The sequence below is a fragment of the Deltaproteobacteria bacterium genome, from assembly GCA_030690165.1.
Lineage (GTDB): Bacteria > Desulfobacterota > GWC2-55-46 > UBA9637 > UBA9637 > JACRNJ01.
On sequence record JAUYHF010000066.1, the window covers coordinates 39053 to 63968 of the forward strand.

The 24916-nt window shown below is 43.9% G+C and carries 24 protein-coding genes and 1 tRNA gene; 17 read left to right on the forward strand and 8 right to left on the reverse strand.

The genetic code is table 11. From position 1 onward, the window contains the following. Window positions 1-52: 52 nt before the first annotated feature. The 13 genes from Q8P28_11295 to coaBC all read left to right on the forward strand — a co-directional run bounded on the left by Q8P28_11295 (window position 53) and on the right by coaBC (window position 12713). Window positions 53-1390 (forward strand): glycerate kinase, encoded by a 1338-nt coding sequence (locus Q8P28_11295; GenBank protein ID MDP2683357.1) that lies wholly within the window; start codon window positions 53-55, stop codon window positions 1388-1390. 5 nt (window positions 1391-1395) lie between these two features. Next, entirely contained in the window at window positions 1396-2556 is a 1161-nt protein-coding gene (locus Q8P28_11300; GenBank protein MDP2683358.1) for a hypothetical protein, read from the forward strand. Between the two features lie 4 nt (window positions 2557-2560). After that, a complete protein-coding gene (locus Q8P28_11305) occupies window positions 2561-3781 on the forward strand; it encodes a glycosyl transferase family 2 (GenBank protein ID MDP2683359.1) in 1221 nt (406 codons plus the stop codon). 11 nt (window positions 3782-3792) lie between these two features. After that, entirely contained in the window at window positions 3793-4494 is a 702-nt protein-coding gene (locus tag Q8P28_11310; GenBank protein MDP2683360.1) for a hypothetical protein, read from the forward strand. Between the two features lie 9 nt (window positions 4495-4503). Further along, window positions 4504-5712, forward strand: coding sequence for a glycosyl transferase (locus tag Q8P28_11315; GenBank protein MDP2683361.1), 1209 nt, complete (start codon window positions 4504-4506; stop codon window positions 5710-5712). Between the two features lie 29 nt (window positions 5713-5741). Beyond that, on the forward strand, window positions 5742-6773 hold the full coding sequence (locus Q8P28_11320; GenBank protein ID MDP2683362.1) for a mechanosensitive ion channel family protein: 1032 nt from the start codon (window positions 5742-5744) through the stop codon (window positions 6771-6773). Next, complete coding sequence (locus Q8P28_11325) at window positions 6770-8047, forward strand: peptidoglycan DD-metalloendopeptidase family protein (protein MDP2683363.1); 1278 nt, start codon at window positions 6770-6772, stop codon at window positions 8045-8047. The genes Q8P28_11320 and Q8P28_11325 overlap by 4 nt, the downstream gene beginning before the upstream one ends. Before the next feature lie 83 nt (window positions 8048-8130). Further along, a complete protein-coding gene (locus Q8P28_11330; GenBank protein ID MDP2683364.1) occupies window positions 8131-8823 on the forward strand; it encodes a DUF5752 family protein in 693 nt (230 codons plus the stop codon). After that, complete coding sequence (locus Q8P28_11335; GenBank protein ID MDP2683365.1) at window positions 8810-10027, forward strand: glycosyltransferase; 1218 nt, start codon at window positions 8810-8812, stop codon at window positions 10025-10027. Before Q8P28_11330 ends, Q8P28_11335 begins: the two co-directional genes overlap by 14 nt. After that, window positions 10024-10191: a hypothetical protein gene (locus Q8P28_11340; protein ID MDP2683366.1), complete on the forward strand. Its 168-nt coding sequence runs from the start codon at window positions 10024-10026 to the stop codon at window positions 10189-10191. Before Q8P28_11335 ends, Q8P28_11340 begins: the two co-directional genes overlap by 4 nt. A 7-nt stretch (window positions 10192-10198) precedes the next feature. Continuing rightward, entirely contained in the window at window positions 10199-10789 is a 591-nt protein-coding gene (locus Q8P28_11345) for a trehalose-6-phosphate synthase (protein MDP2683367.1), read from the forward strand. Beyond that, the gene (otsB, locus tag Q8P28_11350; GenBank protein ID MDP2683368.1) at window positions 10762-11475 is read left to right on the forward strand and encodes a trehalose-phosphatase; all 714 of its coding nucleotides are present in this window, start codon (window positions 10762-10764) and stop codon (window positions 11473-11475) included. The genes Q8P28_11345 and otsB overlap by 28 nt, the downstream gene beginning before the upstream one ends. A gap of 56 nt (window positions 11476-11531) precedes the next feature. After that, window positions 11532-12713 (forward strand): bifunctional phosphopantothenoylcysteine decarboxylase/phosphopantothenate--cysteine ligase CoaBC, encoded by a 1182-nt coding sequence (gene coaBC, locus Q8P28_11355; protein MDP2683369.1) that lies wholly within the window; start codon window positions 11532-11534, stop codon window positions 12711-12713. Between the two features lie 35 nt (window positions 12714-12748). Here the strand turns inward: coaBC and Q8P28_11360 are convergent, their stop codons facing one another. Continuing rightward, entirely contained in the window at window positions 12749-13585 is an 837-nt protein-coding gene (locus Q8P28_11360) for a zinc dependent phospholipase C family protein (GenBank protein MDP2683370.1), read from the reverse strand. 165 nt (window positions 13586-13750) lie between these two features. Between Q8P28_11360 and Q8P28_11365 the strand changes: the two genes are divergently transcribed. From Q8P28_11365 to Q8P28_11380, 4 genes are all read left to right on the forward strand, one after another. After that, window positions 13751-14455, forward strand: a complete 705-nt coding sequence (locus Q8P28_11365) for a uracil-DNA glycosylase (protein ID MDP2683371.1) — start codon at window positions 13751-13753, stop codon at window positions 14453-14455. Continuing rightward, a complete protein-coding gene (locus Q8P28_11370) occupies window positions 14452-14739 on the forward strand; it encodes a hypothetical protein (GenBank protein ID MDP2683372.1) in 288 nt (95 codons plus the stop codon). The genes Q8P28_11365 and Q8P28_11370 overlap by 4 nt, the downstream gene beginning before the upstream one ends. After that, window positions 14715-16901 carry a bifunctional (p)ppGpp synthetase/guanosine-3',5'-bis(diphosphate) 3'-pyrophosphohydrolase gene (locus Q8P28_11375; GenBank protein ID MDP2683373.1) on the forward strand — a complete coding sequence of 729 codons (2187 nt, stop codon included), beginning with the start codon at window positions 14715-14717 and terminating at the stop codon, window positions 16899-16901. The genes Q8P28_11370 and Q8P28_11375 overlap by 25 nt, the downstream gene beginning before the upstream one ends. A gap of 50 nt (window positions 16902-16951) precedes the next feature. Further along, window positions 16952-17036: transfer RNA gene (locus Q8P28_11380), tRNA-Ser, on the forward strand. A gap of 69 nt (window positions 17037-17105) precedes the next feature. On the opposite strand, the gene Q8P28_11385 is transcribed toward Q8P28_11380, so the two are convergent. The 7 genes from Q8P28_11385 to Q8P28_11415 form a co-directional block, all read right to left on the reverse strand. After that, complete coding sequence (locus Q8P28_11385) at window positions 17106-18689, reverse strand: dehydrogenase (protein MDP2683374.1); 1584 nt, start codon at window positions 18687-18689, stop codon at window positions 17106-17108. Window positions 18690-19008: 319 nt separating this feature from the next. Then, on the reverse strand, window positions 19009-20604 hold the full coding sequence (locus Q8P28_11390) for a peptide chain release factor 3 (protein ID MDP2683375.1): 1596 nt from the start codon (window positions 20602-20604) through the stop codon (window positions 19009-19011). Between the two features lie 200 nt (window positions 20605-20804). Then, a complete protein-coding gene (locus Q8P28_11395) occupies window positions 20805-20984 on the reverse strand; it encodes a hypothetical protein (GenBank protein ID MDP2683376.1) in 180 nt (59 codons plus the stop codon). A 70-nt stretch (window positions 20985-21054) separates the two neighbouring features. Beyond that, the gene (locus Q8P28_11400; GenBank protein ID MDP2683377.1) at window positions 21055-21651 is read right to left on the reverse strand and encodes a PDDEXK nuclease domain-containing protein; all 597 of its coding nucleotides are present in this window, start codon (window positions 21649-21651) and stop codon (window positions 21055-21057) included. Between the two features lie 277 nt (window positions 21652-21928). Further along, window positions 21929-22534 carry an isoprenylcysteine carboxylmethyltransferase family protein gene (locus Q8P28_11405; GenBank protein ID MDP2683378.1) on the reverse strand — a complete coding sequence of 202 codons (606 nt, stop codon included), beginning with the start codon at window positions 22532-22534 and terminating at the stop codon, window positions 21929-21931. 150 nt (window positions 22535-22684) lie between these two features. Beyond that, window positions 22685-23677: an RluA family pseudouridine synthase gene (locus Q8P28_11410; GenBank protein MDP2683379.1), complete on the reverse strand. Its 993-nt coding sequence runs from the start codon at window positions 23675-23677 to the stop codon at window positions 22685-22687. Between the two features lie 43 nt (window positions 23678-23720). After that, window positions 23721-24701: a transposase gene (locus tag Q8P28_11415; GenBank protein MDP2683380.1), complete on the reverse strand. Its 981-nt coding sequence runs from the start codon at window positions 24699-24701 to the stop codon at window positions 23721-23723. Window positions 24702-24916 lie beyond the last annotated feature (215 nt).

Sequence of the window (24916 nt, forward strand, 5' to 3'; positions counted from 1 at the left end):
GCAAATTATCCTTGTCACGAAAGTTTAGGAAAAAAAGCAAGACATATTTCTCATGAGACGAAAAGAACTTTATTCTATATTTTACGCTGGGGTGGAGGCGGTGGATCCATACAGGCTTGTTTTGCAGGCCGTGCGCCTTGATGAGAGGAATCTCAAGATTGGAGATATGTCCTATGACCTGAACCATTTTAAAAATATCATAGTAATCGGGGCTGGCAAGGCAGCAGCCCCAATGGCTCAGGCAATAGAATCCGTCTTAGGCAGGTTTATTGCCGATGGCAGAATAATCGTGAAATACGGTCATGCAGCAATACTGAAAAGGATAAAGGTGATGGAGGCGTCTCATCCTGTGCCTGATGAGGCTGGGGTAAAAGAGACAGAGAATATTATCAAAATGCTGCAAAGGGCTGATGAACAAACCCTCGTTATATGCCTCATCTCAGGCGGCGCTTCTGCCTTATTGGTCTCGCCTGCTGACAGCATAACTCTTGAAGACAAAAAGATTGTAACAGAGCTTCTTCTCAAGGCGGGCGCAACGATAGATGAGTTAAACACTGTCCGAAAGCATTTATCCAAAGTAAAAGGAGGAAGGCTTATCCAGATTGCATCTCCTGTTGCTGTAGTAACCCTCATACTCTCGGATGTCATAGGCGACAGGCTTGATGTGATAGCATCAGGCCCGACAACGCCTGACCCTACTACATTCAAGGATGCAATGGCTGTAATAAAAAAATATCGCATTGAAAAAAGACTGCCCTCAAAGGTATTAAAGCTTTTAAGGCAGGGTATCAACGGCATGATAAAGGATACCCCAAAGGGAGATGAGTCTTTTTTTAGAAAGACAAAGGCTGTTGTTATCGGAAGCCTTAAAAATGCGATTGCCTCTGCAAGGGGAAAGGCCATATCTCTCGGTTTTAACACTGATATCATCACCTATGAGCTTCAGGGAGAGGCAAGAGATGCCGCCAGATACCTATCTGCAAGGGCTATAGAGGTGCGGAATTCCACAAAAAAAAGGGGAAATCCTCGCTGCCTCATTTCTGGTGGAGAAACAACTGTTACTGTCAAGGGAAAGGGAGTTGGCGGCAGGAATCAGGAGCTTGCCCTATCCTTTGCAATGGAGATAGAAGGGATGAAAGGGATAATCATGCTTTCTGCTGGCACAGACGGAACAGACGGGCCTACAGATGCTGCCGGCGCAATCGTAAATGGAAATACTGCGATATTGGCAAGGGAACTTGGCATTATCCCGGAAATTTACCTTGAGAATAACAACTCCTATAACTTTTTTAAGAGGCTTGATTTCCTGTCTAAGAGAAGATACCATTTCCTGACAGGCCCTACAGGAACGAATGTTATGGATATACAAATTATACTTGTGGAGAGATGACATATATGGCAAAGACAGCAATAGTCATCCCTGCCTATATCAAGGCAGATTCTCCACAGGAAATCAGTAAAACCACAGGGTTCAAGATGCTCAAGAGGGCGCTGAAAAGCCTTGAAATCCTTAAAAACGGAGAGTTGGATATTATCCTTCCATTTTGTATTGAAGGGAAAGGTATAGATGAAGATACTGCAAAGGGATACCACTCCCTGTTAATGGAAACTCTCGCATATCCTTTTCCTTTTAGAAGGGTTATCTTAACAGCATATAATCTTAACGCAGTAAAAGAGCGCATCTTACGAAATGGATTTTCTGATATTGCGGAAAAATTGAATGTGTGCGGTTTTCCTAATATAAGGAATTGCGGTCTTATAATTTCTCAGGCATTAGGCGCAGAGGTTACTATCTTTCTGGATAACGACGAGATAATAGAAGACCCTGATTTCCTGCATGTAGCGCTGGAAGGAGTTACGGAGCCTGCCGATGGTATGAAAATGGATGGAAAGGGCGGGTTATATATATCAAAGGATGGCGGGATTTATGAAAAAACCACCCCTCCATGGTGGCAGGTTTCGTGGAACAAATCAAAGTTGTTTCAAGCTGTCTGGGAAGCTATAATTGAGAGCAAAGATAGGTTTGTTGAGTCTCCGGTGGTGTTGGGCGGCAACCTCGTTCTTAGCCGAAGGCTTTTTGAGCGCATACCTTTTGACCCGTTAATTCCACGTGGTGAGGATATAGATTATCTGATAAATGCGCGACTTGCCGGTTTAAAGGTATTATTTGATAAACACCTTAAGATAAAACATCTTCCTTTAGAAAGAACCTTCTCATACAGGAAGGAAGAGTTGAAGGGGGATATAGAGAGGTTTCTTTACGAAAGGGCAAAGGTTATGGGTCATAAAGGGTTGAACCTGTCCCCTTACCCGGGATATTTTTTAAAATGGGATATGGAAATTAAGGCTGTGATTACTATTATACTGTTTTCTCTCTATCTGGCTTCAAACAATCAATGGGTAGAATCTATAAAAGTTTATACTTATCTCAAATCTTTGTTTAGGAAAAGGAAAGATATAGGATTTTATAAACAATTCAGGCAGAGATGGGCGCCCTTTATGGAGTTTATAAGGCTTGATGGGTTAAAGGATATACTTAAGGAAAGTTCTTTATAAAATTATGGCAATAAATCCGGAGAAGATAGATATCCTTGTTGGAATTGCAAGCTATAACAACGCAAAAACCATTGGCCATGTAGTAAGGGCAGTGGGCGCCGGGCTTGCAAAATATTTTCCTGATAAGAAGGCTGTTATACTTAATTCAGACGGAGGCTCTGCAGATGGAACGCCTGATATTGTAAGAAATGCCTCATTTGACCATGCAGCCATTTTCCTCTCCCATCCTGTTTATCCTGCGCACAGGATAAGTGTCCCTTACAACGGGATACCCGGCAAGGGGAGCGCATTCAGGGCAATATTTCAAAAGGCTGTAGAACTCAATGCTGACGCGTGCTGCGCGGTAGATGCAGATTTGAGAAGTATAACACCGGAATGGGTGGAACTGCTTCTCTCTCCTGTAATAAAAAGGGGTTTTGATTTTGTTGCTCCATTCTACAACAGGCACAAATTCGACGGCACCATAACTAATTCAATTGTATATCCCATGACAAGGGCATTATACGGCCACAGCATAAGACAGCCTATTGGAGGCGACTTCGGTTTTTCAGGAGCGATGGCTGAGTTTTATTCTAAGCAGGATGTATGGGAGACCCATGTGGCCCGTTTTGGCATAGACATATGGATGACCACTGAGGCCATTGCCAATAATTTCAAGGTCTGCCAGACATTCCTCGGCGCAAAACTCCATGACCCAAAAGACCCGGGTGCAGACCTGTCAGATATGCTCCTTCAGGTGGTTGTTAGCTTATTTAATCTTACTGAGAAACATTTTGAAGTGTGGAAGAATATAAGGGGCTTGCGGGACATCCCTACATTCGGATTCAGATATCATGTTGGTCTTGAACCCGTAAAGGTGAATGTAGCGAGGATGCTGGATATATTCAGGACCGGCGTCAGAGACCTTAAACCTATTTTACTTGAAATATTGGGTCCTGGCGATTTTGGAGAGATAGAAATTATTTGCCAGCGCCCTGATAAAGATTTCAGGTTTCCCATAGGTTTATGGGTAAGGATTATCTATGATTATGCCTTGACCTATCATAGAAAGAAGATGTCCTCTGAGCATCTTTTAAAATCCCTTGTCCACTTATACCTTGGAAAGACCGCATCCTTTATTATGGAGGTTGCTGATACTGACCACGAGGGCGCAGAGGCAGAGATCGAGAAGCTATGCCGTGAGTTTGAGGAAAGGAAAGATTATCTTATAAATAACTGGAATTGAGGAGGTGCATTATGGAAAAGTTTGGTGAGATATTGTTTCAGCCATTCAGGGATTTCTGGGCATGGTTTGTTAAATTTGCGCCCAATCTTATGGCGATGCTGATTATCATTATAGCCGGATTAATATTCGCATGGCTGATAAGAGTGGTGATATTAAGGGCGCTCAGGGCTCTCAATTTTGATACATGGAGCGATAGAGCGGGATTGACCGCCCTTATTAGAAAGGGTGATGTATGGGCAAAGCCGTCGGAGTTTTTCGGCCATGTGGTTTACCTGTTGCTTGTTGTTGTGTTTGTGATGATAGGATTAGATGCCTTGCAGATACCGGTAATAGCCAACCTCTTATCGCAATTTCTCCTTTACTTGCCGCGCGCGCTTTCTGCCATTCTTATTCTCATTATCGGATATATCATTGCAGGATTTTTAAGCAGAGGGGTGTTGATAGCTGCTGTCAACAGCGGTTACCACCATGCAAAACTTATTGCTGAAGCAGCGAGGCTTTTGCTCATTGTGCTGATTCTTGCCATGGCCCTTGAGCAGCTTCAGATAGCGCCGGGCATAGTGATAGCAGCCTTTTCCATAATCTTTGGGGGTATTGTCCTGGCGCTTTCCATAGCCTTTGGCGTTGGAGGAATAGATGCGGCAAAGAGGATAATAGAAAAGGGCACAGAAGAGAAGAAGGAAGATAAGGGAAGAGATATAGAACATATTTAGGAGGTCTAAATGGCAGATTTTTATCAGACAGGCATTATTATTACACTGCACAAGCTGGGTAGGCCAAGCCTTGAAAGGATAGAATCTGAGATGGTAGAGTTTTCCAAACAGCGGCCTATTGCCCTCGTGCTTCCCGCCCTTTACACAGAATTTCAGGCCCCTGCCTTACAGGGAATCATAGACGAGTTGAAAAAGGTTAAATATGTGAATGAGATTGTCCTTACCCTGGGCAGGGCAACTGATGAGGAGTTTAAAAAGGCAAAGGAGTTTATGGCGCAAATCCCTTATGAGGTGAAGATAATCCACAATGAGGGGAAGAGAATTAAAGAGATATACGCAACCCTTGAGAGAAACGGCCTCTGGGCAGGAGAAGATGGAAAGGGCCGTTCAGCATGGATAGCCTATGGATATATCCTTGCGAACGGAAAGTCTGATGTTATTGCCCTGCATGACTGCGACATCATCACTTATAATAGAGAGATGTTAGCGAGACTCTGCTATCCTGTAACAAACCCGAATATAGATGTGGTCTTTTGCAAGGGTTTTTACAGCAGGATTACAGACAGGATGCACGGAAGGGTGACGAGACTGCTCATAACTCCGCTTGTAAGGGCATTACAAAAACTCGTAGGTTTTCACCCGTTTCTTGTGTTTCTGGATAGTTTCAGATACCCCCTTGCAGGCGAGTTTTGCATGATTACGGATTTGGCGAGGGCCAACAGGATTCCATGGGACTGGGGGCTTGAGGTCGGGGTGCTGGCTGAGGTCTTCAGAAACTACTCACCTCAAAGGGTGTGCCAGGTGGATATTGCGGAAAACTATGAACACAAGCATCAGTCCCTTTCAGCGGACGACGCAGGAAAAGGGCTTATGAAGATGTGTATTGACATATCCAAATCCATGTTCAGAACCCTGGCTGCCGGAGGGGTCATTTTTTCAGATAACCTTTTTAAATCCCTTGAAGTAACATACCTGAGGCTTGCTGAGGATACTATAGTAAAATACGAGGCTGATGCTGCTATCAATGGCCTTGTATTTGACAGACACGAAGAGGCAAAGGCAGTGGAGGCATTTGCAAATGCAATAAAACAGGGAGCTAAGGTGTTTATGGAAAATCCTATGGGGACGCCACTTATACCAAACTGGAACAGGATAACATCAGCAATTCCAGGGATTCTTGATATGTTAAAAAAGGCGGTAGAGGAAGATAACCGGTAATCTTCCCTGTCCGTCAGGAGGTATAGATTATGACTAAAGATATAATGATTTTTATTGCAATCTTTCTTGCCATTTCATCTGCCGCATTGCTTGTGAGAAAACTTACACTCAGCATGATGGGACGATGGGCAAGGAAGACAGAAACAAAGGTTGACAATATTATCCTGGAGTCTACAAGGCACCCTTCGATTTACTGGTCTATTGCCATAGGCCTGTATGTGGCTATTGGGTCATCTTCCTTTCCTCCAAAGTTTGTAGATTATTCTCTTAAAACCATCCATATACTTATTGTCTTATCTGTAACGCTGGCATTGGCAAATCTGATTTCCAGACTCATACAATATGCAATAGAGAGCAGAGAACTTCCTCTGCCTGCAACAGGTTTATCCCGGACAATCATAAAGGCGGTTGGCCTTACTATCGGAATCCTCATTATACTCAGCAGTCTTGGCATATCCATAACGCCTATCATCACTGCACTCGGCGTTGGCGGTCTCGCTGTAGCCCTTGCCCTTCAGGACACACTATCCAATCTCTTTGCAGGCATCCATATTTTAGTTGAGAGGCCAATAAGGATTGGCGATTATATAAAGCTAAGCAGCGGGGAGGAAGGTTATGTGATGGATATTGGCTGGAGGACTACCCGGATAAGGATGCTTGCAAATAATGTTATTATCATACCGAACAATAAACTATCCCAGAGCATTATAACTAATTATTACTACCCTGAAAAACGGATGTCGCTATTAATCCCAATTGGTGTGAGCTATGATTCTGACCCTGACAGGGTGGAAAAAATCCTTGTTCAAGAGGCTCAAAAGGCTGCCGGCGAGATAGCAGGCCTTTTAAAAGAGCCGCCGCCGTTTGTAAGGTTCATTCCAGGGTTTGGCGATTCATCGTTAAATTTTACGCTTATATGCCAGGTCGCTGAGTATGTTGATCAGTATATTGTCCAGCATGAACTCCGAAAGAGGATATTAAAAAGATTTAAAGAAGAGGGCATTGAAATCCCATTTCCAATCAGGACAGTATACCTCAAACAGACAAAGGAGCAGATATGAGAATGTTTTTCTTAGGCGCAGGTCTGATAGTCTCTGTGTTGATTGCAATAGTTTCTATTGCAGGCAGGGCTCCGGTTCTAAAAGAACCTGAAACATCAGATGCCCGCGCAGAAACAAAGGAAGTTAATGAGGTCAAGGAAACATACAGGGAGATAGACGGTATCATGAGATCAAATGAAACCATATATGAGATATTTAAGAGGCATGGCCTTGATATACAGGAACTCCTTCAAATGAGAGAGGCGTCTACAGATGTTTTCAGGCTTAGACATGTATCTGCCGGGCAGAGTTATAAACTGCTTGTAGACGAGCAGAAAAGGTTGCGCTCTTTTGTCTATAGAATAAATGATGATTCACTGCTCAAGATTGTGAGGGAAGATGATGGATTCACTGCTGAGAAGATTGCTGTGGAATATGAAAAGAGGATAGCCGCGATAGAGGGCGCCATAGAGGCCAATCTCTTTTCATCCATTGGCGGTGGAAAAGATAGACAAAGGCTTGCGCTGAACCTCTCTGACATCTTTGCGTGGGATATAGATTTTACAACAGATATGAGAAATGGTGATATTTTCAAGATTATCGTTGAAGAGCTTTATGAGAATGGCGGGTTTAAGCGATACGGCAACATACTTGCGGCCGAGTTTGTAAATAACGGCGAAACATATCATGCCTATAGGTTTGAATACGGCGATATGCAGGGATACTATGACAGAGAGGGGAAATCACTACGGCGGGCATTTTTAAAGGCGCCTTTGAATTATCGTCGCATAAGCTCAGGTTTTTCCAGAGGGCGGTTTCATCCAATATTGAAAAAATACAGACCCCATCACGGTGTTGATTACGCAACCTCAGTCGGCACACCTGTATCAGCAGTGGGAGACGGGACAGTGTTATTTGCAGGATACAGGGGGGACTATGGCAAGCTCATTATCATACGGCACCCCAATGGATACGAAACAAGATACGGGCACCTCTCCAGATTTGCCAGAGGTGTTAAGAAGGGGGGAAAGATTAAACAGGGCGATACCATCGGCTATGTGGGATCTACAGGCCTTACCACTGGACCGCATCTCCATTATGAGATGAGGCTGAATAATAGATTTATCAATCCACTGAAAACACGAATCCCTGCTGGGCGGCCTTTACCCGATGCTGCACAAAAGGAGTTTATTCAATTGGCGAATACCATGACTGTCATGCTTGCCTCCATGAATCCAGCGGTGACAGCAGTGGCAGCAAAAGATGGTGTAGAGACTGTGGATGAAAAGATGTAGTTGGTGTTCATTATAAAAATTAAGAGGAAATAAGTTTATTCTGTTTGACCCTGCTTCAGGAAGAAGGCTCTAAAGGATTCTTAATGGATATAAAACCGATTGAACCATTTGTATTTTACTCCAGTCTCCATCTGGTGGAACTGACGGGCATCAGGGCATCCACACTGATGGAACTGGCGCAGCATTTGCGTGAGGTCAACGGCTCATGCATTTATCACCATACTCACCAGTTCGTTCAACAGCATCAGTATCTTGCCCCTGAGCCGGCCAATGATTTTGCCTGCTGGGCGTCAGATACGCTCGGCGATGAGCGCCTTGGGGAAGCGCTTGAGGCAATTGATATCATGGAGCATCCCAGCATCAGATCCATCAGGGAGGCTCTCATCAGGGTTATAGAAGATTCTCTGAATAGCCGCCCGCGTTTGAAAATCATTTCTGCCCCGGAAGGGGAGGAGTTCGACTTTCTGAAGTCTGTCAGTTTTGTATTTCCTACAGGACACAAGGCGGCAAGTCTTGAAGAGTTTGCAGACTGTATCAGCCGGATAAGCCTCAATTCCATCTATTTTCACATGTTTGAGGCAAGGTTAAGGCTTGAACGGCCTACCAATGACTTTTCAAACTGGCTTGCAGCCTCGCTCAATGAAGATAGTCTGGCTGCAAAACTGGCGCAGACAGACCCGTATACGCAGACAGGTGAAGGGATAAGGTCCGCAATCCTGAGGATGCTGAATAAAAGGATTGCGGTTTTGAGGAGCGCAGGCAATGACAATGCTTGACAGATACGAGCCCATAGTCGGCAGGGGTGTGATTGATGAACTATATCTCCTCTCAGACCGTCTAAAAAACAGGTCTATTCAGCATATCAATTCCACCGCAGTAGGCGGGGGCGTTGCTGAAATCCTCAATCGAATGCTCCCTCTCCTGAAGGAAATCGGCGTCAATGCAAAGTGGGATGTTATAAAAGGGGGAGAGCAGTTTTTTGATGTAACAAAGAAGATACATAATGCCCTGCATGGAATGCGCGAGGCGATAACGCCTGAGATGTGGGATGTCTTCTGGAAGACCAACGAGCGTAATTGCGCAGAGCTGGAATGTTCGGCTGACATCGTGTTCATCCACGACCCGCAGCCCATAGCCCTCATAAACCAGAAGGATGCGAGGCGCAACAAATGGATATGGAGGTGTCATGTTGACATATCCAATGCCCAGACACGGGTCCTCGATGTATTGCGTGGGTATATCGTGAGATACGATGCAACGGTATTTTCAGCGCCGTCATTTGCAAAAGAGCTCCCGGTCAGACAGTTCCTCATATCCCCTTCCATTGACCCGCTGAGCGACAAAAACAGGGATCTGCCGCAGGAGGCTATTGATGAGGTTCTGTCATTCTATGGGATAAAAAATGACAAGCCGATGCTCACCCAGATTTCAAGATTCGATTATCTTAAAGATCCAATAGGTGTCATCGAGGTCTACAGAAAGGTTAAACGTTATATAGATTGCCAGCTGGTGCTGGCAGGAGGGACATCTGCCGACGATCCAGAGTCTGCTGAGGTCTTGCAGGCTGTAAGTCGTTCAGCAGAAGGGGATCCCGATATCCATATCCTGCTTATGCCTTATAACGATATCCATGTCAATGCGCTCCAGCGCGCCTCAACAGTGATTATTCAGAAATCCATACGCGAGGGTTTTGGCCTTACTGTTGCAGAGGCGCTGTGGAAGGGGAAACCGGTTGTGGCATCTGCTGTGGGCGGCATTCCCCTCCAGATAAGGCATAAATACCACGGTCTTTTGTGCCACAGCATTGACGGCGCAGCCGTTGCTGTAAAGCAGCTGCTCCAGAACCCTGAATACGCCCAAAGGCTTGGCGCCAACGGCAGGGAGCATGTGCGGCAGAACTTTTTGCTGACGCGCCATCTGAGAGAATATCTGTTGTTGTTCTTGTCACTCTATACTACTGAAGATATACTTTACCTATGAAGATAACACTGAGACTCATATTCGCCCTTGTCATTGCAGTAGCCAGCGTTGCAGGCGTATCTGCATATCTCACTGTTCAATCTGAAAAGGCCAGACTTACCTTAGAATTGGAGCACCGCGCATACCACATTGATAAAACCTTTCCCTATCAGCGTCAGTTTTGAGGGTTTTTTGGATAAAACGGTTGCGGGTGAAGAACGGGAGGCGCTTAAGAAAAATATACTCAAGGAGATAGGTGTTGAGGCAATATACCTTGGGGTAGGTGTTGACCGAATTGATTATACCAAGGGTATCCCTGAGCGCTTCAGGGCAATTGAGCGGTTTCTGGAGAAATACCCGGAATTTATGGAGAAGTTTACTTTTGTTGAACTGGGCGCCCCAAGCCGGACGCATATCAAACGATACCATGACCTGCTGGCAGAGGTGGAAGAGACAGTTGATGTAATCAACTGGCGTTTTCGCACAAAGGCATGGAAGCCGATTGTGTTTCTTAAGGGACATCACAGCCATGAAACCATCAATCCTTTCTACAGGGCATCCGATATCTGCATGGTAACTTACTTGCATGACGGGATGAATCTGGTTGCCAAGAAATTTGTTGCCTCCCGTGATGAGGATGATGGCGCGCTGATTCTCAGCCAATTCGCCGGCGCTTCCCGTGAGTTGAAAGATGCAATTATTATCAATCCTTATGACATTGAGGCCGGCAGACGCCATCTATATAAAAAATCGCCTTGTTTCTGGATTATGACGGGACATTAGTCCCGATCCGGAAAGACCCTGCGCAGTGTATCGTATCCGAAAAAATAAAAAAACAACTCCAATTGCTGGCCGGTTCTAATCGTTGTTATTTGACAATTTTAAGTGGAAGATCATTGTCGGATATAAAGAAAATGGTCGGCCTTCAGAATATCTATTATGGAGGCAATCACGGTTTTGATATCTCCGGCCCCCGGATAAGATATACGCATCCTCACACGCTATTAACAAAACCTGTTATTGATAAGATAAAACATTTGCTGGTAAAAGAGATTAAAAATATAGATGGCGCATGGATTGAGGATAAGAAATTTACCATAAGCCTTCACTTCCGCTCCGTTAAAAAGGAAGATATCTCATCTGTCAAAAATGTGTTGCATAGGGCGGTAGCCGATTTTTGTGAAAGCGAATCTTTATCTATAATCAAAGGCAAGAAGGTCCTGGAATTAGCTCCTTATACCTCATGGGATAAGGGGAGGGCTGCCCTTTGGATTTTAAGGCAATTGAAACATCGGTGTTTGCCAATATATATTGGCGATGACCGGACAGATGAGACTGCCTTTAAAGCGCTTCGCAAACAAGGTATTACGATACGGGTTGGGAAGTCAAAGAGGAGCGCCGCAGATTTCTATCTTAAGGGTTATTGGGAGGTTTCACGATTACTGCGGGAAATTTTACATTTTTTTTAATCCGTCATAGCCATCTTGACGCAATGTATCTTTGCTGGTAAGATAAAAACACTATGATATTAAATAACAAAAAAATAGTCCTTGGCATTACAGGCGGGATAGCTGCATACAAGGCCCTGGAGGTCGCAAGGATTTTCATTAAAAACGAGGCCCTGGTTTGGCCTGTTATGACAAAGGCAGCAGCAAATTTTATAACCCCGCTGAGCCTTCAGACAATTGCTGGAAATCCTGTCAGCCAGGATATGTTTGACCTTACCCATGAGTCACGGATTTCTCATATTGATTTGGCAGAAAAGGCGGATATTGTAGTTATTGCCCCTGCAACGGCAAATATCATAGGGAAGGTTGCATCAGGCATCGCGGATGACCTTTTGACAACTGTTATTATGGCCACAAATGCCCCTGTGCTTTTTGCGCCGGCAATGAATTCCAATATGTATGAAAATAAGATTGTCCAGCATAATATTGAAAAACTCAGAAAACTTGGCTACTGCTTCATTGGACCTGAAGATGGCGAGCTTGCCTGCGGTTATGAAGGCAAAGGGCGGCTTGCGCCGGTTGAGGATATTATAGATGCGGCAGAGGAATGTCTTGCGCCGAAAGATCTCAAGAATGAGAAGGTATTGGTTACTGCCGGGCCGACAAGAGAGGCAATAGACCCGGTAAGATTTATCTCCAATCCGTCGTCAGGCAGGATGGGATACGCTATTGCAAGGGCTGCCAGAAGACGGGGCGCAGAGGTTGTTCTGGTTAGCGGACCTTCTTATCTCAAGCCTCCAAGGGGTGTTACATTCATAAAAATCCAAACCGCAGAAGATATGGCAGAGGCCAGCATGAGACACTATCCCCAATCTACGATAGTTATAATGGCTGCTGCTGTATCTGACTACAGGCCAAAGATAAGCCATAGAAAGAAGGTAAAAAAAGAGGAGGCAAGGTTCAATATAGAGCTGGAGAGGACTCAGGATATACTTAAAGAGATGGGAAGGAGGAAAAGGGGTCAGTTCCTTGTTGGTTTTGCCCTTGAGACAGAAGATATACTGGCAAATGCAAGGAAAAAGCTGAAAGATAAAAAGCTTGATTTTATAATTGCAAATGGCCCTGCGAGTTTTGATGGAGAGGTAACACGGGTGACCGTTATAGGCAAGGAAGACGAGGTGGAAGAATTGCCCCTTTTGCCCAAAAATGAGGTGGCCGAGCGGATATTGGATAAGGTTGTAAAGGAGTTAAGGAGTTAAGGAGTTAAGGAGATTTTGGCGCATGGGTTTATTCTTCAGCTTTTAATTATGTGAAGGGCCTTTTCCATGGCGGTTTCCCAGTCTTTTCCATTCCGCTTCAACTTTTTTAAATGACTTCTTAATCTCTTAGCGGTATCTAATCTTGCCCTGCCGGTTGGGTCATCTCTGAAGCATTTTGCCTTAGGGCCGTGGGTTAAAAAATCCTTAATGGCTGTTAGAGAGCGGTTATAATATTCTCTTCGTTCCTCTGTGCTTAAAACCCATCTGGATGATGAGGAGAACATACTGACCATGTTCTGCCACTGTTCTAATCTATGTATGAGAAGTATGCTTGAAAAAATGGTCTTGTTTGTTCTGAAAGACAGGGGCGTGTCTTCAAGTATATTTTTTAAAAGACCGTCATTCCCCCGATGAACCCTTTTGGATATTCTGGAAGAGAGCTTCCAGACGCTTTTATCAGCGAGGGCGTCAAACCGTATCTCCCAGTATGTATGCTTGAGAACCCTGCTGGAAAATGATTGAATAAACTTTTCAGGGATATAATAGTTGTGGGCAATGGTGTCTGCTGCAAGATGGCTGATATACCCATAGGCAAAGGCCTTTTGAGAGTCTGTCCTGGCGCTTTTCAGCACCTTAAGGCCGATCCTCCAGTTATGGCAGTGTTTTAAAGTTTCTGTCATGTTTTTGCCAACAACTATATCAGCGCTTATATTCCCATAGAGATAATCATAAGGAAATGCCAGCAGAAGCCCCTGCAGCGACAGCGGCAGAAATCTCAAATTGTTTAATATGTCCCTGCCGAACTCCAGATGCGCTGCAGGCCCCCAAGCATATACATTGTCGGGAATAAGAACAAAAATGATAAAAATCATAATGGCTGAAAAATACATGATAAAATATTACAGCAAAAAAGATAGGATGTAAACCCAATAGATGGAGGTTGGAGATTAGAGAAGACAGTAAGCAGTGAGAGTTCGTAGAAACTGGCTTCGGCATGAGCCAGCCGAACGGTCTTTAGACCCGTTAAAGGAGATAATATGGCGGATACAGGAGTATTTTATAAGAAGTTAGCAACGGATGCAAAGAATTACCTCCTCTACCTGAAGGAGATTGGGATAGAAGAACTGCCTGTGCAAAAGACAGGGGTCAGGGGTCAGGGGGCACTTTCATCTCTTGAGTCTGTCCGTGAAGAGTTGGGGGATTGCAGGAGATGCAAACTACACGAACAAAGAACAAATATCGTCTTCGGAGTCGGCAATCCCAAAGCCAGGCTTATATTTGTCGGCGAAGGCCCGGGAGAGGATGAAGACCTTCAGGGAGAACCTTTTGTCGGCAGGGCAGGTCAGTTGTTGACAAAGATGATTGAGGCAATGGGATTAAAAAGAGGAGATGTGTATATCTGCAATGTTGTAAAATGCAGGCCGCCGGAAAACCGCCCCCCCCAGCCTGACGAAATTTTAACATGCCGGCCATTTCTTGAAAAACAGATCAACGCAATAAAACCGGAGATAATTGTCGCCCTCGGAACCCATGCGGCACAAACGCTTTTAAACACACCTGAAAAGATAAGCGCGCTTCGCGGAAGATTTCACTGGTACAGAAATAATATCTTACTCATGCCGACATTCCACCCTTCCTATCTCCTGAGGAGTCCGGAAAAGAAAAAAGAGGTATGGGAGGACATGAAAACTGTACTGGCCAAACTTGGATTAAAAGTCCCTGAAAGTAAAAAGCCAGTATGATATGCGCTATCGTTTATCATCCTGATTACCTTAGGCATAAAACCGGCGTTGGCCATCCTGAATCTCCTGACAGGCTGACAGCCATCATGCGCAGATTAGACGAGTCCGGCCTTCTTAAAAAACTAATCCTGATTGAACCTAATCCAGCCAAAGAAGAAGACATACTCCTTGTTCACTCAAAAAGGCATTTCGAGACAATAAAAAATGCATCTGAGGGCATTTATTGCAAATTGTTCCACATTGAGTTAAATTATAAATCATGGTCAGACTTGAAGAAATTATAGATAAAATATCCGCCTACAATCCTGCGGCAGACCTTGAGCTTATAAAAAAGGCATATATCTTTTCTGCCAAGGTTCATCAGGGGCAGGTGCGTTTATCAGGAGAGCCTTATCTCAGCCATATTATTGAGGTGGCCAATACTCTGGCAAATATGCAGATGGATGTGACAACCGTTGTGGCTGGTATCCTCCATGATACAGTTGAGGATACATTGACGACCATAGATAAGATTAAAGAGCTGTTTGGCGAAAATGTTGCAATGCTTGTGGACGGGGTTACAAAGATAGGAAAGATAAGTTTTGAGAGTAAGGGCGCATCAGGAGAGGAGCGTCAGGCAGAGAACTTCCGCAAAATGATAATTGCCATGGCAGAAGACATCAGGGTCATTATGATAAAACTTGCCGACAGGCTGCACAACATGCGGACGCTCTCTGCCCTTGCGCCTGAAAAAAGACTAAAAATAGCCCAGGAAACTATGGATATCTATGTGCCGATTGCAAATCGTCTCGGCATCGGCTGGATAAAAATAGAACTGGAAGACCTTTCCTTCAATTATCAGAAGCCTGATGACTACAAAGAACTTGAGGAGCGGCTTGCCACAGAAAAAGAGGAGAGGGAGAGATATATCCAGGAGGTTAAGGCAATCATAGAAAAGAGGCTTGCTGAATATACTTTGAAGGCTGAAGTTACCGGCAGGCCAAAGCATATTTACAGCATGTACAAGAAGATGTTGAAAGACGGGATTTCGCTTGAGCATATCTATGATGTCCTTGCATTCAGGATTATCGTGGGTACAGTTAAAGAATGTTACGAAGCCCTTGGTATTATCCACTCTGCATGGAAGCCGATACCGGGAAGATTTAAAGACTACATTGCCATACCTAAGCCAAATATGTATCAGTCTTTGCACACAAGCGTAATAGGGCCTTACGGCGAAAGGATTGAGATACAGATAAGGACAGAAGAGATGCATAAGATCGCAGAAGAGGGCATTGCAGCACACTGGAGATATAAGGAAGGCAAGGCAATGCTTGAAAAGGATGACAAGCAGTTTGCGTGGCTCAGGCAGATGATGGAGTGGCAGAAGGATACGAAGGATGCAAAGGAGTTCATGGATACTATGAAGATGGACCTCTTTTCCGAGGAGGTATTTGTCTTTACGCCAAAGGGCGCCGTAAAAGATCTGCCAAAAGGCGCTACGGCTGTGGATTTTGCGTATGCCGTGCATACAGATGTGGGACACAGATGCTCAGCCGCAAGGGTTAATGGAAGGCTTGTGCCTTTGAAATATCAGCTTAAAAACGGCGATATGGTGGAGATAATAACATCGCAGAATCACGCGCCAAGCAAGGACTGGCTTAATTTTGTAGTCACATCAAGGGCAAAGGCAAAGATAAGACAATTGGTAAAGACAGAAGAGCGCGAAAAGAGCATAACCCTTGGCAAGGAGATATGCGATAAGGACTTTAAAAGGCATGATGTGGACTTCCATAAACTGCTCAAATCAGGCGAATTGGATAAGATTGCAAGAGAAGGGTTTGGCCTTTCATCGGTTGACGACGCCCTTGCCGGCATAGGTTACGGCAAACTGTCCAGCCACCAGCTTCTGGGCAAACTTCTTCCGCCGGAAAAGATCCAGGCGCATCCGGAGGTATCTGCATTTAAAAAAGTTTTACAGAGATTTACCCCCTATAGATTCAATCGGGGGCTTAAAAAGGCCCCGCGTGAGGCTGTGCTTGTAAAAGGCATAGATGATGTTATGATAAAATTTGCAAAGTGTTGCAACCCACTGTATGGTGATGACATAGTGGGATTTATTAGCAGAGGTAGCGGTGTTGCTGTTCATTTAAAGAATTGTCCAAGCATAAAACACAGCGACACTGAACGGTTGATAGATGTTGCATGGGATAAAGGCTTAAAAACAGTCCGTCCTGCAAAGCTTAGGGTTGTATGCCATGACGAAAAGGGGCTGCTGGTAAATATGAGCAGCGTCATTACAGCGCAGGAGGCGAATATTATAAATGCCGCGATTACGACTACGGCTGACAAAAAAGCAATATGTATATTTGAGATAGAGGTAAACAGCCTTGAACATCTGATGAATATTATCAACGGCCTTAAGAAGGTTAAAAAGGTTATAAAGGTGGAAAGGGTGGAGGGGTAAATAATTGCATCTTGAAAGTTTTTTTGGCTTTTGCTAAAGTTTTATCATCCGGAGGGTTAGGCTAATGGTAAGTCACTGGTCTTGAAAACCAGCGGGCGAAAGCCCTTGGGGGTTCGAGTCCCTCACCCTCCGCCATCTATTATTAAGGGGTTAGCCATTTATGGTTAGCTCCTTTTCTGTTTCAACCGAAGGAATGCAGTCGATCTATTGGCGATAATAAACTGTTAGGCTGCTTTCCACGGCCTTTATGGCATCAGTTGCCGAACTCATTATTCCGCCAGTGTAACCAGAGCCTTCGCCTATCGGGTACAAGTTTTTTATGTTAATTGATTCATATCTATCGCTGCGTTTAATTCTTATCGGGGCCGAAGTCCTTGTTTCCGCACCTAACAATGTCGCATGATGCAAGATGGCAAGCGGATAATCCGTTTTCCATATATTAAATGCGGATAGAAGCGCTGTATTTACAAATGCCGGAAGAATACCGTTCATATCAACGGAAGCTGCCCCCATTGCCGAGGAGTTTTCATTCAAGCTGACTGAGGATTTTCCGGATAAATAATCTGCCAGATTCTGTGCCGGAATCTGCCATGTGCCTCCTACTGAATTAAAGGCCTTTCGTTCTATGGCCTTCTGAAATTCAATTCCGGCCAGGGGATCGGTCGAACCATAATCTCCTGTATTACAGGTTACTACTATTGCCGCATTGGAAAATGCCGATGCCCTCTGCGAATAACTCATGCCGTTTACGACAAGCATGCCGTCTTCAGAAGAAGCGTTTATCACCTCGCCTCCGGGGCACATGCAGAATGTATTTATTCCTCTCCCGTTTATTTTATCGTTGTAGTTAAAGGAATAGCTTGCGGCCCCGATACCGCAGTAATCCTTATATTTATCGCCGTATCTTAGAAGGTTTATAACCTCTACCGGGTGCTCAAGCCTCATGCCGACTGAAATCGGTTTTTGTTCAATAATAATGCCCTTTTTATGCATCATCTCAAACGTATCGCGCGCGGAATGTCCTACGGCAAGATAAATGCTCGTAGCCCGATATTCCTTCTCTCCGTTTATTACAACGCCCATTGCCTTATCATCCGATATAAGTATATCCGTCATTTTTGAGCCGTAATATATCTCACCGCCCTCCGCAAGGATATAGTCCCGTATATTACGCACTATTCGGCAGAGCACATCCGTTCCCAGATGAGGTTTACCGACATATGCTATCTTTTCCGGCGCACCGAACCTGATATACGTATCGAGGACTCTATTTACATATTCCGTATTGTTAATCCTTGAAAAGAGCTTGCCGTCGGAATATGAACCTGCTCCGCCTTCGCCGAACTGGATATTTGATTCGGGATTCAAAATCTTTTCTTTTATAAATTTTTGAATGTCTACAGAACGCTCTTCTATCTTTTTTCCCCTCTCAAATATAATGGGTTTAAGTCCATATTCGATAAGCTCAAGAGCTGCGAACATTCCTGCAGGGCCAAAACCTATAATGATAGGCTTATGAATAGAATTTATTTTTCTTCTTTCTGGCTTTATTTTTTCAGTGTATAAGGGAAAGGCATTCGCGTTGACAAAACTGTCCGGGGTATTTACAGCTATCGAAATATCGTAGTAGAACTGGTCTTTGTTGCTCGCATCAAGCGTTTTGGCGAGTATCTTAATAAAGCATATAGTCTCTTTGTAAATATTTAGCTTTTCCGAGACGGCCTTTACATATTCATCGACCCCATCCTTTTCAACGGGTATCCGCAAATTGTTTACTATTAAATTCAAAACACCTCCGACCTAAAATATTGCAGCTTACGCACAGCACGGATATTTCTTACTCGCCTGAGATTTATTAAAGCCATTTTGCACCTTCCGTAATATATTAATTTGGTATCATACTATAACGGGAAGAGAATTGTTAATAGATTAATTAGGAAAAAGGGTATACTGCTGGGGGTCAGACTTGATAATTGACATTGGGCTAAAAGAGGACTCTGCCTATTCAGCTAAGCATGGCGCATAGTTCTCAATCTACAACTCTCACTTTCAAAGACACCGTACTTTCCTATCTTCATCAATATTATTTTGTATTAAACCTGATATTTTATTCAACTATGGGTGAATCGAGAAATTCTATGGCAGGGTTGTTTTCGGAAAAATAGTTTAAAGACCAATCCGATGAGAAAAGAATAACCCTTCGCTCTTGATCGTCTGTTGCCAATGCCCCTCCTTGAGGCAAACGTCCTTCTAAGACTTTATTTTCTGGAGAGGAACCCAGCCATTTCAAAATCTTCCACGGCTTCATTTCAAGGCTGGACTCGGCTCCATATTCGTCTTTCAAACGATATTGTAAAACCTCGAACTGCAAAGGCCCTACAGCTCCCAAAAGAGGGGTCGTGCTCCGTGAGTGCTGCAGATAAAAGGCTTGTACAACGTCCTCGGCAAGAAGATGATCCAACCCCTTGCGGAAAGCTTTATAATTTGACGTTACCACATTTTGCAAATAGGCAAAATATTCCGGTGCAAAACGGGGAATTTCTTCAAGAACAAGATCGGAATCAGTACTGATCGTATCGCCTATACGAAAATCCAATTTTGTAACAAAACCAATTATATCGCCGGGATACGCCTCGCTAATAACCTCCCTGCTGCGTCCAAAAAGATTAAATGAATCCGACAAACGAATATCGCGCCCTGACCTGGCATGATAGAGCTTCATATCACGATAAAATCTACCTGAACAAACTCTGGCAAAAACCACTCGGTCCCTGTGTAAGTGGTTCATATTTGCCTGGACTTTAAAAACAAACGAGGAAAAGTGCAGGTGATCCAACGGAATCAAACCTTGTTTTGCTTTTCTGGGAACGGGTTCCGGCGAATATTCCAGGAATCCATTTAACAGCAAATCCACACCGAAATTATTGGCAGCACTTCCAAAAAAGACTGGTGTTGTTTTTCCATGAAGTACCGCGTTGATATCAAATCCGCCATGAGCATCGTCCAACATCTGCAACTCTTCAACAACATCAAGATACGTCTGCTCAAATAGCAGATCTTTAACGATCGGGTCTGCAAGGTCAGTTACAGAAACCGGTGCTTTATACGCTCCGCTCGGAACTTTTTCAAAAAGATGGACTTCCTTTTTAAGCCGGTCATAAATTCCTTTGAACTCCGCACCATTTCCCAAAGGCCAGTTAACCGGAAACGCATGCAGGTTAAGGACTTTTTCCAATTGATCAATCAGTTCCAATGACGATTTCGCGGGCCTGTCGAGTTTATTCATGAACGTGAAAATAGGAATGCCCCGTTTACGGCAGATCTCAAAAAGCTTGATAGTCTGGCTTTCAATGCCTTTCCCGGCATCGATCACCATTATAACCGAATCAACCGCCATCAAAACACGATATGTGTCCTCGGAAAAATCCTTATGTCCGGGAGTATCGAGCAGATTTAATTTGTAATCTCCATAATCAAATTGCAGAACCGTTGACGAGATCGAGATACCGCGCTTCTTTTCCAGCTCCATCCAATCAGAGGTGGTTTCGCGCTGCTTCTTCTTAGCTGTCACTGATCCGGCCAATTCCAAAGCTCCACCATATAACAACAACTTTTCAGTCAGAGTTGTTTTCCCAGCGTCGGGATGGGAAATAATAGCAAACGTCCTACGGCGCGAAGCTTCTCTTATGATCTGCTCATCCATATTTTATTTGTTCATCCTTTACAATTAATTATTATCTACTCTAAATCCTAAATCTGGGGACACCATACTCATTTGCGGCGTAAATAGGACACTTCGTCTGTCAGCATTTTGTATAGCGTAATTCCTAATGCATAAATATCAGTGCGCGGGTCTTTTGGATTTGCGCAACGATGGTGATGGAAGGTTGCAATTCATTATATCTATATAGGAATTTCTTCAGGTTTAAGCCAGATAATTTTGCCATTACGCCAGATGACAATCGGATTACCGGCTTGCTTATGGTGAAGGAGCGCCACTTGAACAGCCTTTTTTAAAGCTTTGTCTATCGGAACCCCTGCTTTAAAAATCTCATCTATTGTTTTTTCTGGTTTCTTTTTCATGCCTTGATTGTCCCACAAACATATCCCATATTTCAATATTGTTTATCTTTTTGTTCGTCCGCTGTCATAGCTATTCCAAATACTTTATTCTTTCTATCATCTCCGCTGGAGATGACAGATATTTTTTTAGTTCACGAGGCAGTTTTTCAGTCAGCTTATATGTAGAGACGCCTATTGGCTTTTTCGTATCTTTCAATGCATACGCAACTATTGTACGGTTTTTGTCCTTACATAATATAATTCCGCCTATCTCCAGAAAATCAAAGGAGTATTCATCTTTAATAGCAAGCTTTGCCTGATGACGATATTTTTCCGGTACAGTTTTATCAAAACTGGTCTGATTTGCCATATATCTTTCAAATGTGCCTGCTTCAAGCTGGTTTATCAGTACATCTTTTGTCCAGCCGAACTTCTTTGTTATCTTGATGTAAAACTCACGCTGAATATCATCCTTGCAGCGTTGCATTATGATGACATTTTTAGTCCAGCTAATTTCTCCAACCAATGGTTGGAGTTTTGAATCGTCCTTGTATGGTGAGTAGAACTGCCGCATATTCCATAGATTTTGGACAGAAAACCCCTGAATTCCCGGAAATTCCTTTTGCAAATCCTTTGCTAAGGTCTCTACAATTGCCTTGCCCCAGCCGAGATTCTCCTGCTTTGCCACAATTGATTATTATGTTAGGGGGAGAGATTTTGAAAGACGGGACAATAACATGATGAAACATTAGTTCTGAACAGGAATTCCTTCAGGCTTGATCCACACAATTTTACCATCGCGCCAGATAACAATCGGATTACTGGCGTGAGGTCGTAGAGTGCATAGACCATTTCGTAATCTATTTTTTATATTTGCGAATTTAAGATTTACGGGAAGCGTCCCTATATTTCCCCCAAGAAGAAAGACCTGATCCCCTTCCTTGCGCATGGAACAGCTAAAACCGTCAGTTCTTTCTCCCCGGAATCATGGGCAGGATCATGGGCACTTCTTTTTGATAATTTCTGTAAACAGCTCCTAATTCCCTTGATAGACGCCTGTCTTCCCTGACTGTGCCGATAATCATATATATAGCAAGAATAAGATATCCGAGAAATTGTGGTAATGGGGCGCCTGTCATTGATGCCGCAAAAAATATGATGCCTCCGAAATACATTGGATGCCGCACTATCCCATATAATCCTCGTTTACTAATAACCGTTTCTTTTTCTTTCTGTTGATCTCCGTATACCTTTTGCCTGATCCCGATAAACTCACGTATATCAATGGAAGCAAACGATCCTGCAATTACTATTACTCCGGAAGCCAATAGAATATATTTACATATCACCAGAAAAGGAGAGAGAGCTATAATAATCGGACCAGGTATTGTACTCTGCCAGTATAACAGAGGCAATACTGTTATGATAGAAAACAAATTATAGAAAATCCGGTAAAAGGCGAATTTTTCTCCCAACTGCTTTTTAAATTTTGTAGTTGTTTTTGTTGCAACAAGGAAACTGTGCAGAAAGCACCAGAGAATCCAGAGAGCGCATAAGAGAAAATATTCCATTAGTGATTAGTCTAAATTGAATTAAGGGTAATATCAATTGAATTAATGACAAGAAAATAGACCGGATCCTCGCCCCCCAGATCCTAATGAACGGCAGACCTAAGGGAAAAACGGGTCAGGCCGACCAAGACTGGCCAGTAAAAAACATGATTAATACGGGAAGTTCTCCTTTATTGTCCTGGAGTTTTTGCATATAAATAATTTCATGTCCTCAGGAATGGGCGCTTCAAATACCGCCAATTCATTAGATATAGGATGGCGTATCTCAAGACGTGATGCGTGAAGAAGGTGCCGCGGAACCTCCATCCATGGGAGCGGCTCATAATTTCCATCCTTGACTTTTCTTATAAATTCAAGAAATTCATTGTCTGTCCTGCCATAGAGCTTATCGCCCACCAGAGGATGACCAACGTGTGCCAGATGAATCCTTATCTGGTTCGTCCTGCCCGTTACCGGAATGCACCTTACCACAGTTGACGACGCAAAACGTTCCATAACCTCGAAAGAAGTGGCAGCATATTTAGCGCCTTCAACTTTTTCGGTCACTACTTTCCTTCTTATCGAAATACAGCTATCCTTATCATGCGCCAAATAACCCTTGACCTCAAACGAGGGGTCTCTGACAACTCCACGGACAACCGCAATATACTCCTTTGCCACTTCGCCAGCTTCAAATTGCCGCAATAGAGACCTGTGAGCAATATTCGTTTTAGCAGCGATGATGATGCCGCTTGTTTCACGGTCCAGTCTGTGCGCTAAATGTATAGTGCCGCTAAATCCACTGCCTGTCATGCGTTCACGCAAACGATTGATTAATGTATTCTTGATGTAGTTGCCATCCGCATGCGATGGCAAATTCCCAGGCTTATTCACAACTATAAATGTTTCTTCCTCATGGATAATTTGAAAATTCATATCAACGGGAGGTTCTCGGTGAAAATCGGAATACACGACAATATCATTTATTTTCAGCAGATGATCAGGCTTTATCTCCCTGCTGTTAACCGTCACCTTCCCAATTCTTATAATCTGCTCCCATTCCTCAGGAGTACGATACTTGAACCGCTCTGAAAGAAAATCCATCAAACTTCTGCCTGCAAAGCGCGATGAGATTTTCGATGAAAGTGTTGTTTTTTCTGTCATTGGATGTTCGCCTTTAAGAGCAGGGGACGTTGATACCTAAACATCATATTGCTTTTACATCCTTGTTACCAAATAAACGCGATATGCTGGCTGATGCAACACCCAAATGACGAGCCATTTCCGCCGATGATAAGCCAAGTTCCGCACGGCCGCGCGAAGCAATGACCGCCCTCAACCGGCTAACTACCCGCCTGCGCACGCCGTTCATGACTTCCATCGGGCTGATGCCGGTCTTATCGCACTCTTGGTCGATAATTTTTCGCAGAGTCATCCCGGATCGTTTTAACTTGAGCTGACGAAGTTCCCGCTCTTCAGTCTCTTTGAGCACCGCATGAACAAAGTCACTGCTGCCCAGTATCCGCTCATCACCCTCATCATTCATCCCGATTCTGCGTCTGGCTATGACTTGGGACCAGCCTCCAAGACTGCGGAGAAGCCCGCCGCCTGTCAACTCGCTCTGGCGTCCTAATCCGATCCCTTCCAGCATGAACTTGCGATACTCCGACAGGCTTTTTCGTCTCGTGCTGCCAAACTGCAACAGCACATAATCAGGGTTCATCCAAGAATGCTTGGCTTTTCCAATAATAGCCCTATGGCCGCAAAAGATATAGTTGTCAAGTTCTTCTATTGTCTTGATGGTGTTTGCTCTGATTGGATTTAGGTGGATGTATCGAACCAATGCAATAAGGTAGCTGTCCTCATCGCAGAGAATTGATTTGTAACGGTTTTCGAACAAATGTCCGCTGCGCTTATGGCGGCGGTTGTAATATTGTGCATACCAAGTGAGAAGTTTCCTCATTACAGCGGATATGCCATGGTTGCCGCTCTTAAAAAGAATATGGACGTGGTTATCCATTAATACCCAGGCAAAGACAGAACAATCTCCATCTTTAACATTCTGTCCGAGGCGTTCAAGAAAACGTTCTTTGTCCTGATTGTCATCGAATATATTAGCCTTGTTGATTCCACGCACCATGATATGGTGTAGCGCTCCTGGCGCATCGAGTCTTGCCTGTCGCGACATAACGAAATGTTATGAAAAATAATAGCTCTTGTCAACCAATTAGTTTATTAGGTATCAACGTCCCCTAATTCTCTATGAATGAGTTAATCACCTGCGGCAATATATTTAATATATCCCCTGCCATCATGCCAACCTGCCCCTTTTCCTTTGCCGCCTCATCCCCTGCCAATCCATGCAGATATACCCCTATCCTTGCGGCATCAATATGGCTGTAA

Coding starts and splice junctions, on each gene's coding strand:
- Q8P28_11295 (MDP2683357.1), top strand. CDS start 53: ATGAGACGAAAAGAACTTTATTCTATATTTTACGCTGGGGTGGAGGCG.
- Q8P28_11300 (MDP2683358.1), top strand. CDS start 1,396: ATGGCAAAGACAGCAATAGTCATCCCTGCCTATATCAAGGCAGATTCT.
- Q8P28_11305 (MDP2683359.1), top strand. CDS start 2,561: ATGGCAATAAATCCGGAGAAGATAGATATCCTTGTTGGAATTGCAAGC.
- Q8P28_11310 (MDP2683360.1), top strand. CDS start 3,793: ATGGAAAAGTTTGGTGAGATATTGTTTCAGCCATTCAGGGATTTCTGG.
- Q8P28_11315 (MDP2683361.1), top strand. CDS start 4,504: ATGGCAGATTTTTATCAGACAGGCATTATTATTACACTGCACAAGCTG.
- Q8P28_11320 (MDP2683362.1), top strand. CDS start 5,742: ATGACTAAAGATATAATGATTTTTATTGCAATCTTTCTTGCCATTTCA.
- Q8P28_11325 (MDP2683363.1), top strand. CDS start 6,770: ATGAGAATGTTTTTCTTAGGCGCAGGTCTGATAGTCTCTGTGTTGATT.
- Q8P28_11330 (MDP2683364.1), top strand. CDS start 8,131: ATGGATATAAAACCGATTGAACCATTTGTATTTTACTCCAGTCTCCAT.
- Q8P28_11335 (MDP2683365.1), top strand. CDS start 8,810: ATGACAATGCTTGACAGATACGAGCCCATAGTCGGCAGGGGTGTGATT.
- Q8P28_11340 (MDP2683366.1), top strand. CDS start 10,024: ATGAAGATAACACTGAGACTCATATTCGCCCTTGTCATTGCAGTAGCC.
- Q8P28_11360 (MDP2683370.1), bottom strand. CDS start 13,585: ATGATTTTTATCATTTTTGTTCTTATTCCCGACAATGTATATGCTTGG.
- Q8P28_11365 (MDP2683371.1), top strand. CDS start 13,751: ATGGCGGATACAGGAGTATTTTATAAGAAGTTAGCAACGGATGCAAAG.
- Q8P28_11370 (MDP2683372.1), top strand. CDS start 14,452: ATGATATGCGCTATCGTTTATCATCCTGATTACCTTAGGCATAAAACC.
- Q8P28_11375 (MDP2683373.1), top strand. CDS start 14,715: ATGGTCAGACTTGAAGAAATTATAGATAAAATATCCGCCTACAATCCT.
- Q8P28_11390 (MDP2683375.1), bottom strand. CDS start 20,604: ATGGATGAGCAGATCATAAGAGAAGCTTCGCGCCGTAGGACGTTTGCT.
- Q8P28_11395 (MDP2683376.1), bottom strand. CDS start 20,984: ATGAAAAAGAAACCAGAAAAAACAATAGATGAGATTTTTAAAGCAGGG.
- Q8P28_11405 (MDP2683378.1), bottom strand. CDS start 22,534: ATGGAATATTTTCTCTTATGCGCTCTCTGGATTCTCTGGTGCTTTCTG.
- Q8P28_11410 (MDP2683379.1), bottom strand. CDS start 23,677: ATGACAGAAAAAACAACACTTTCATCGAAAATCTCATCGCGCTTTGCA.
- Q8P28_11415 (MDP2683380.1), bottom strand. CDS start 24,701: ATGTCGCGACAGGCAAGACTCGATGCGCCAGGAGCGCTACACCATATC.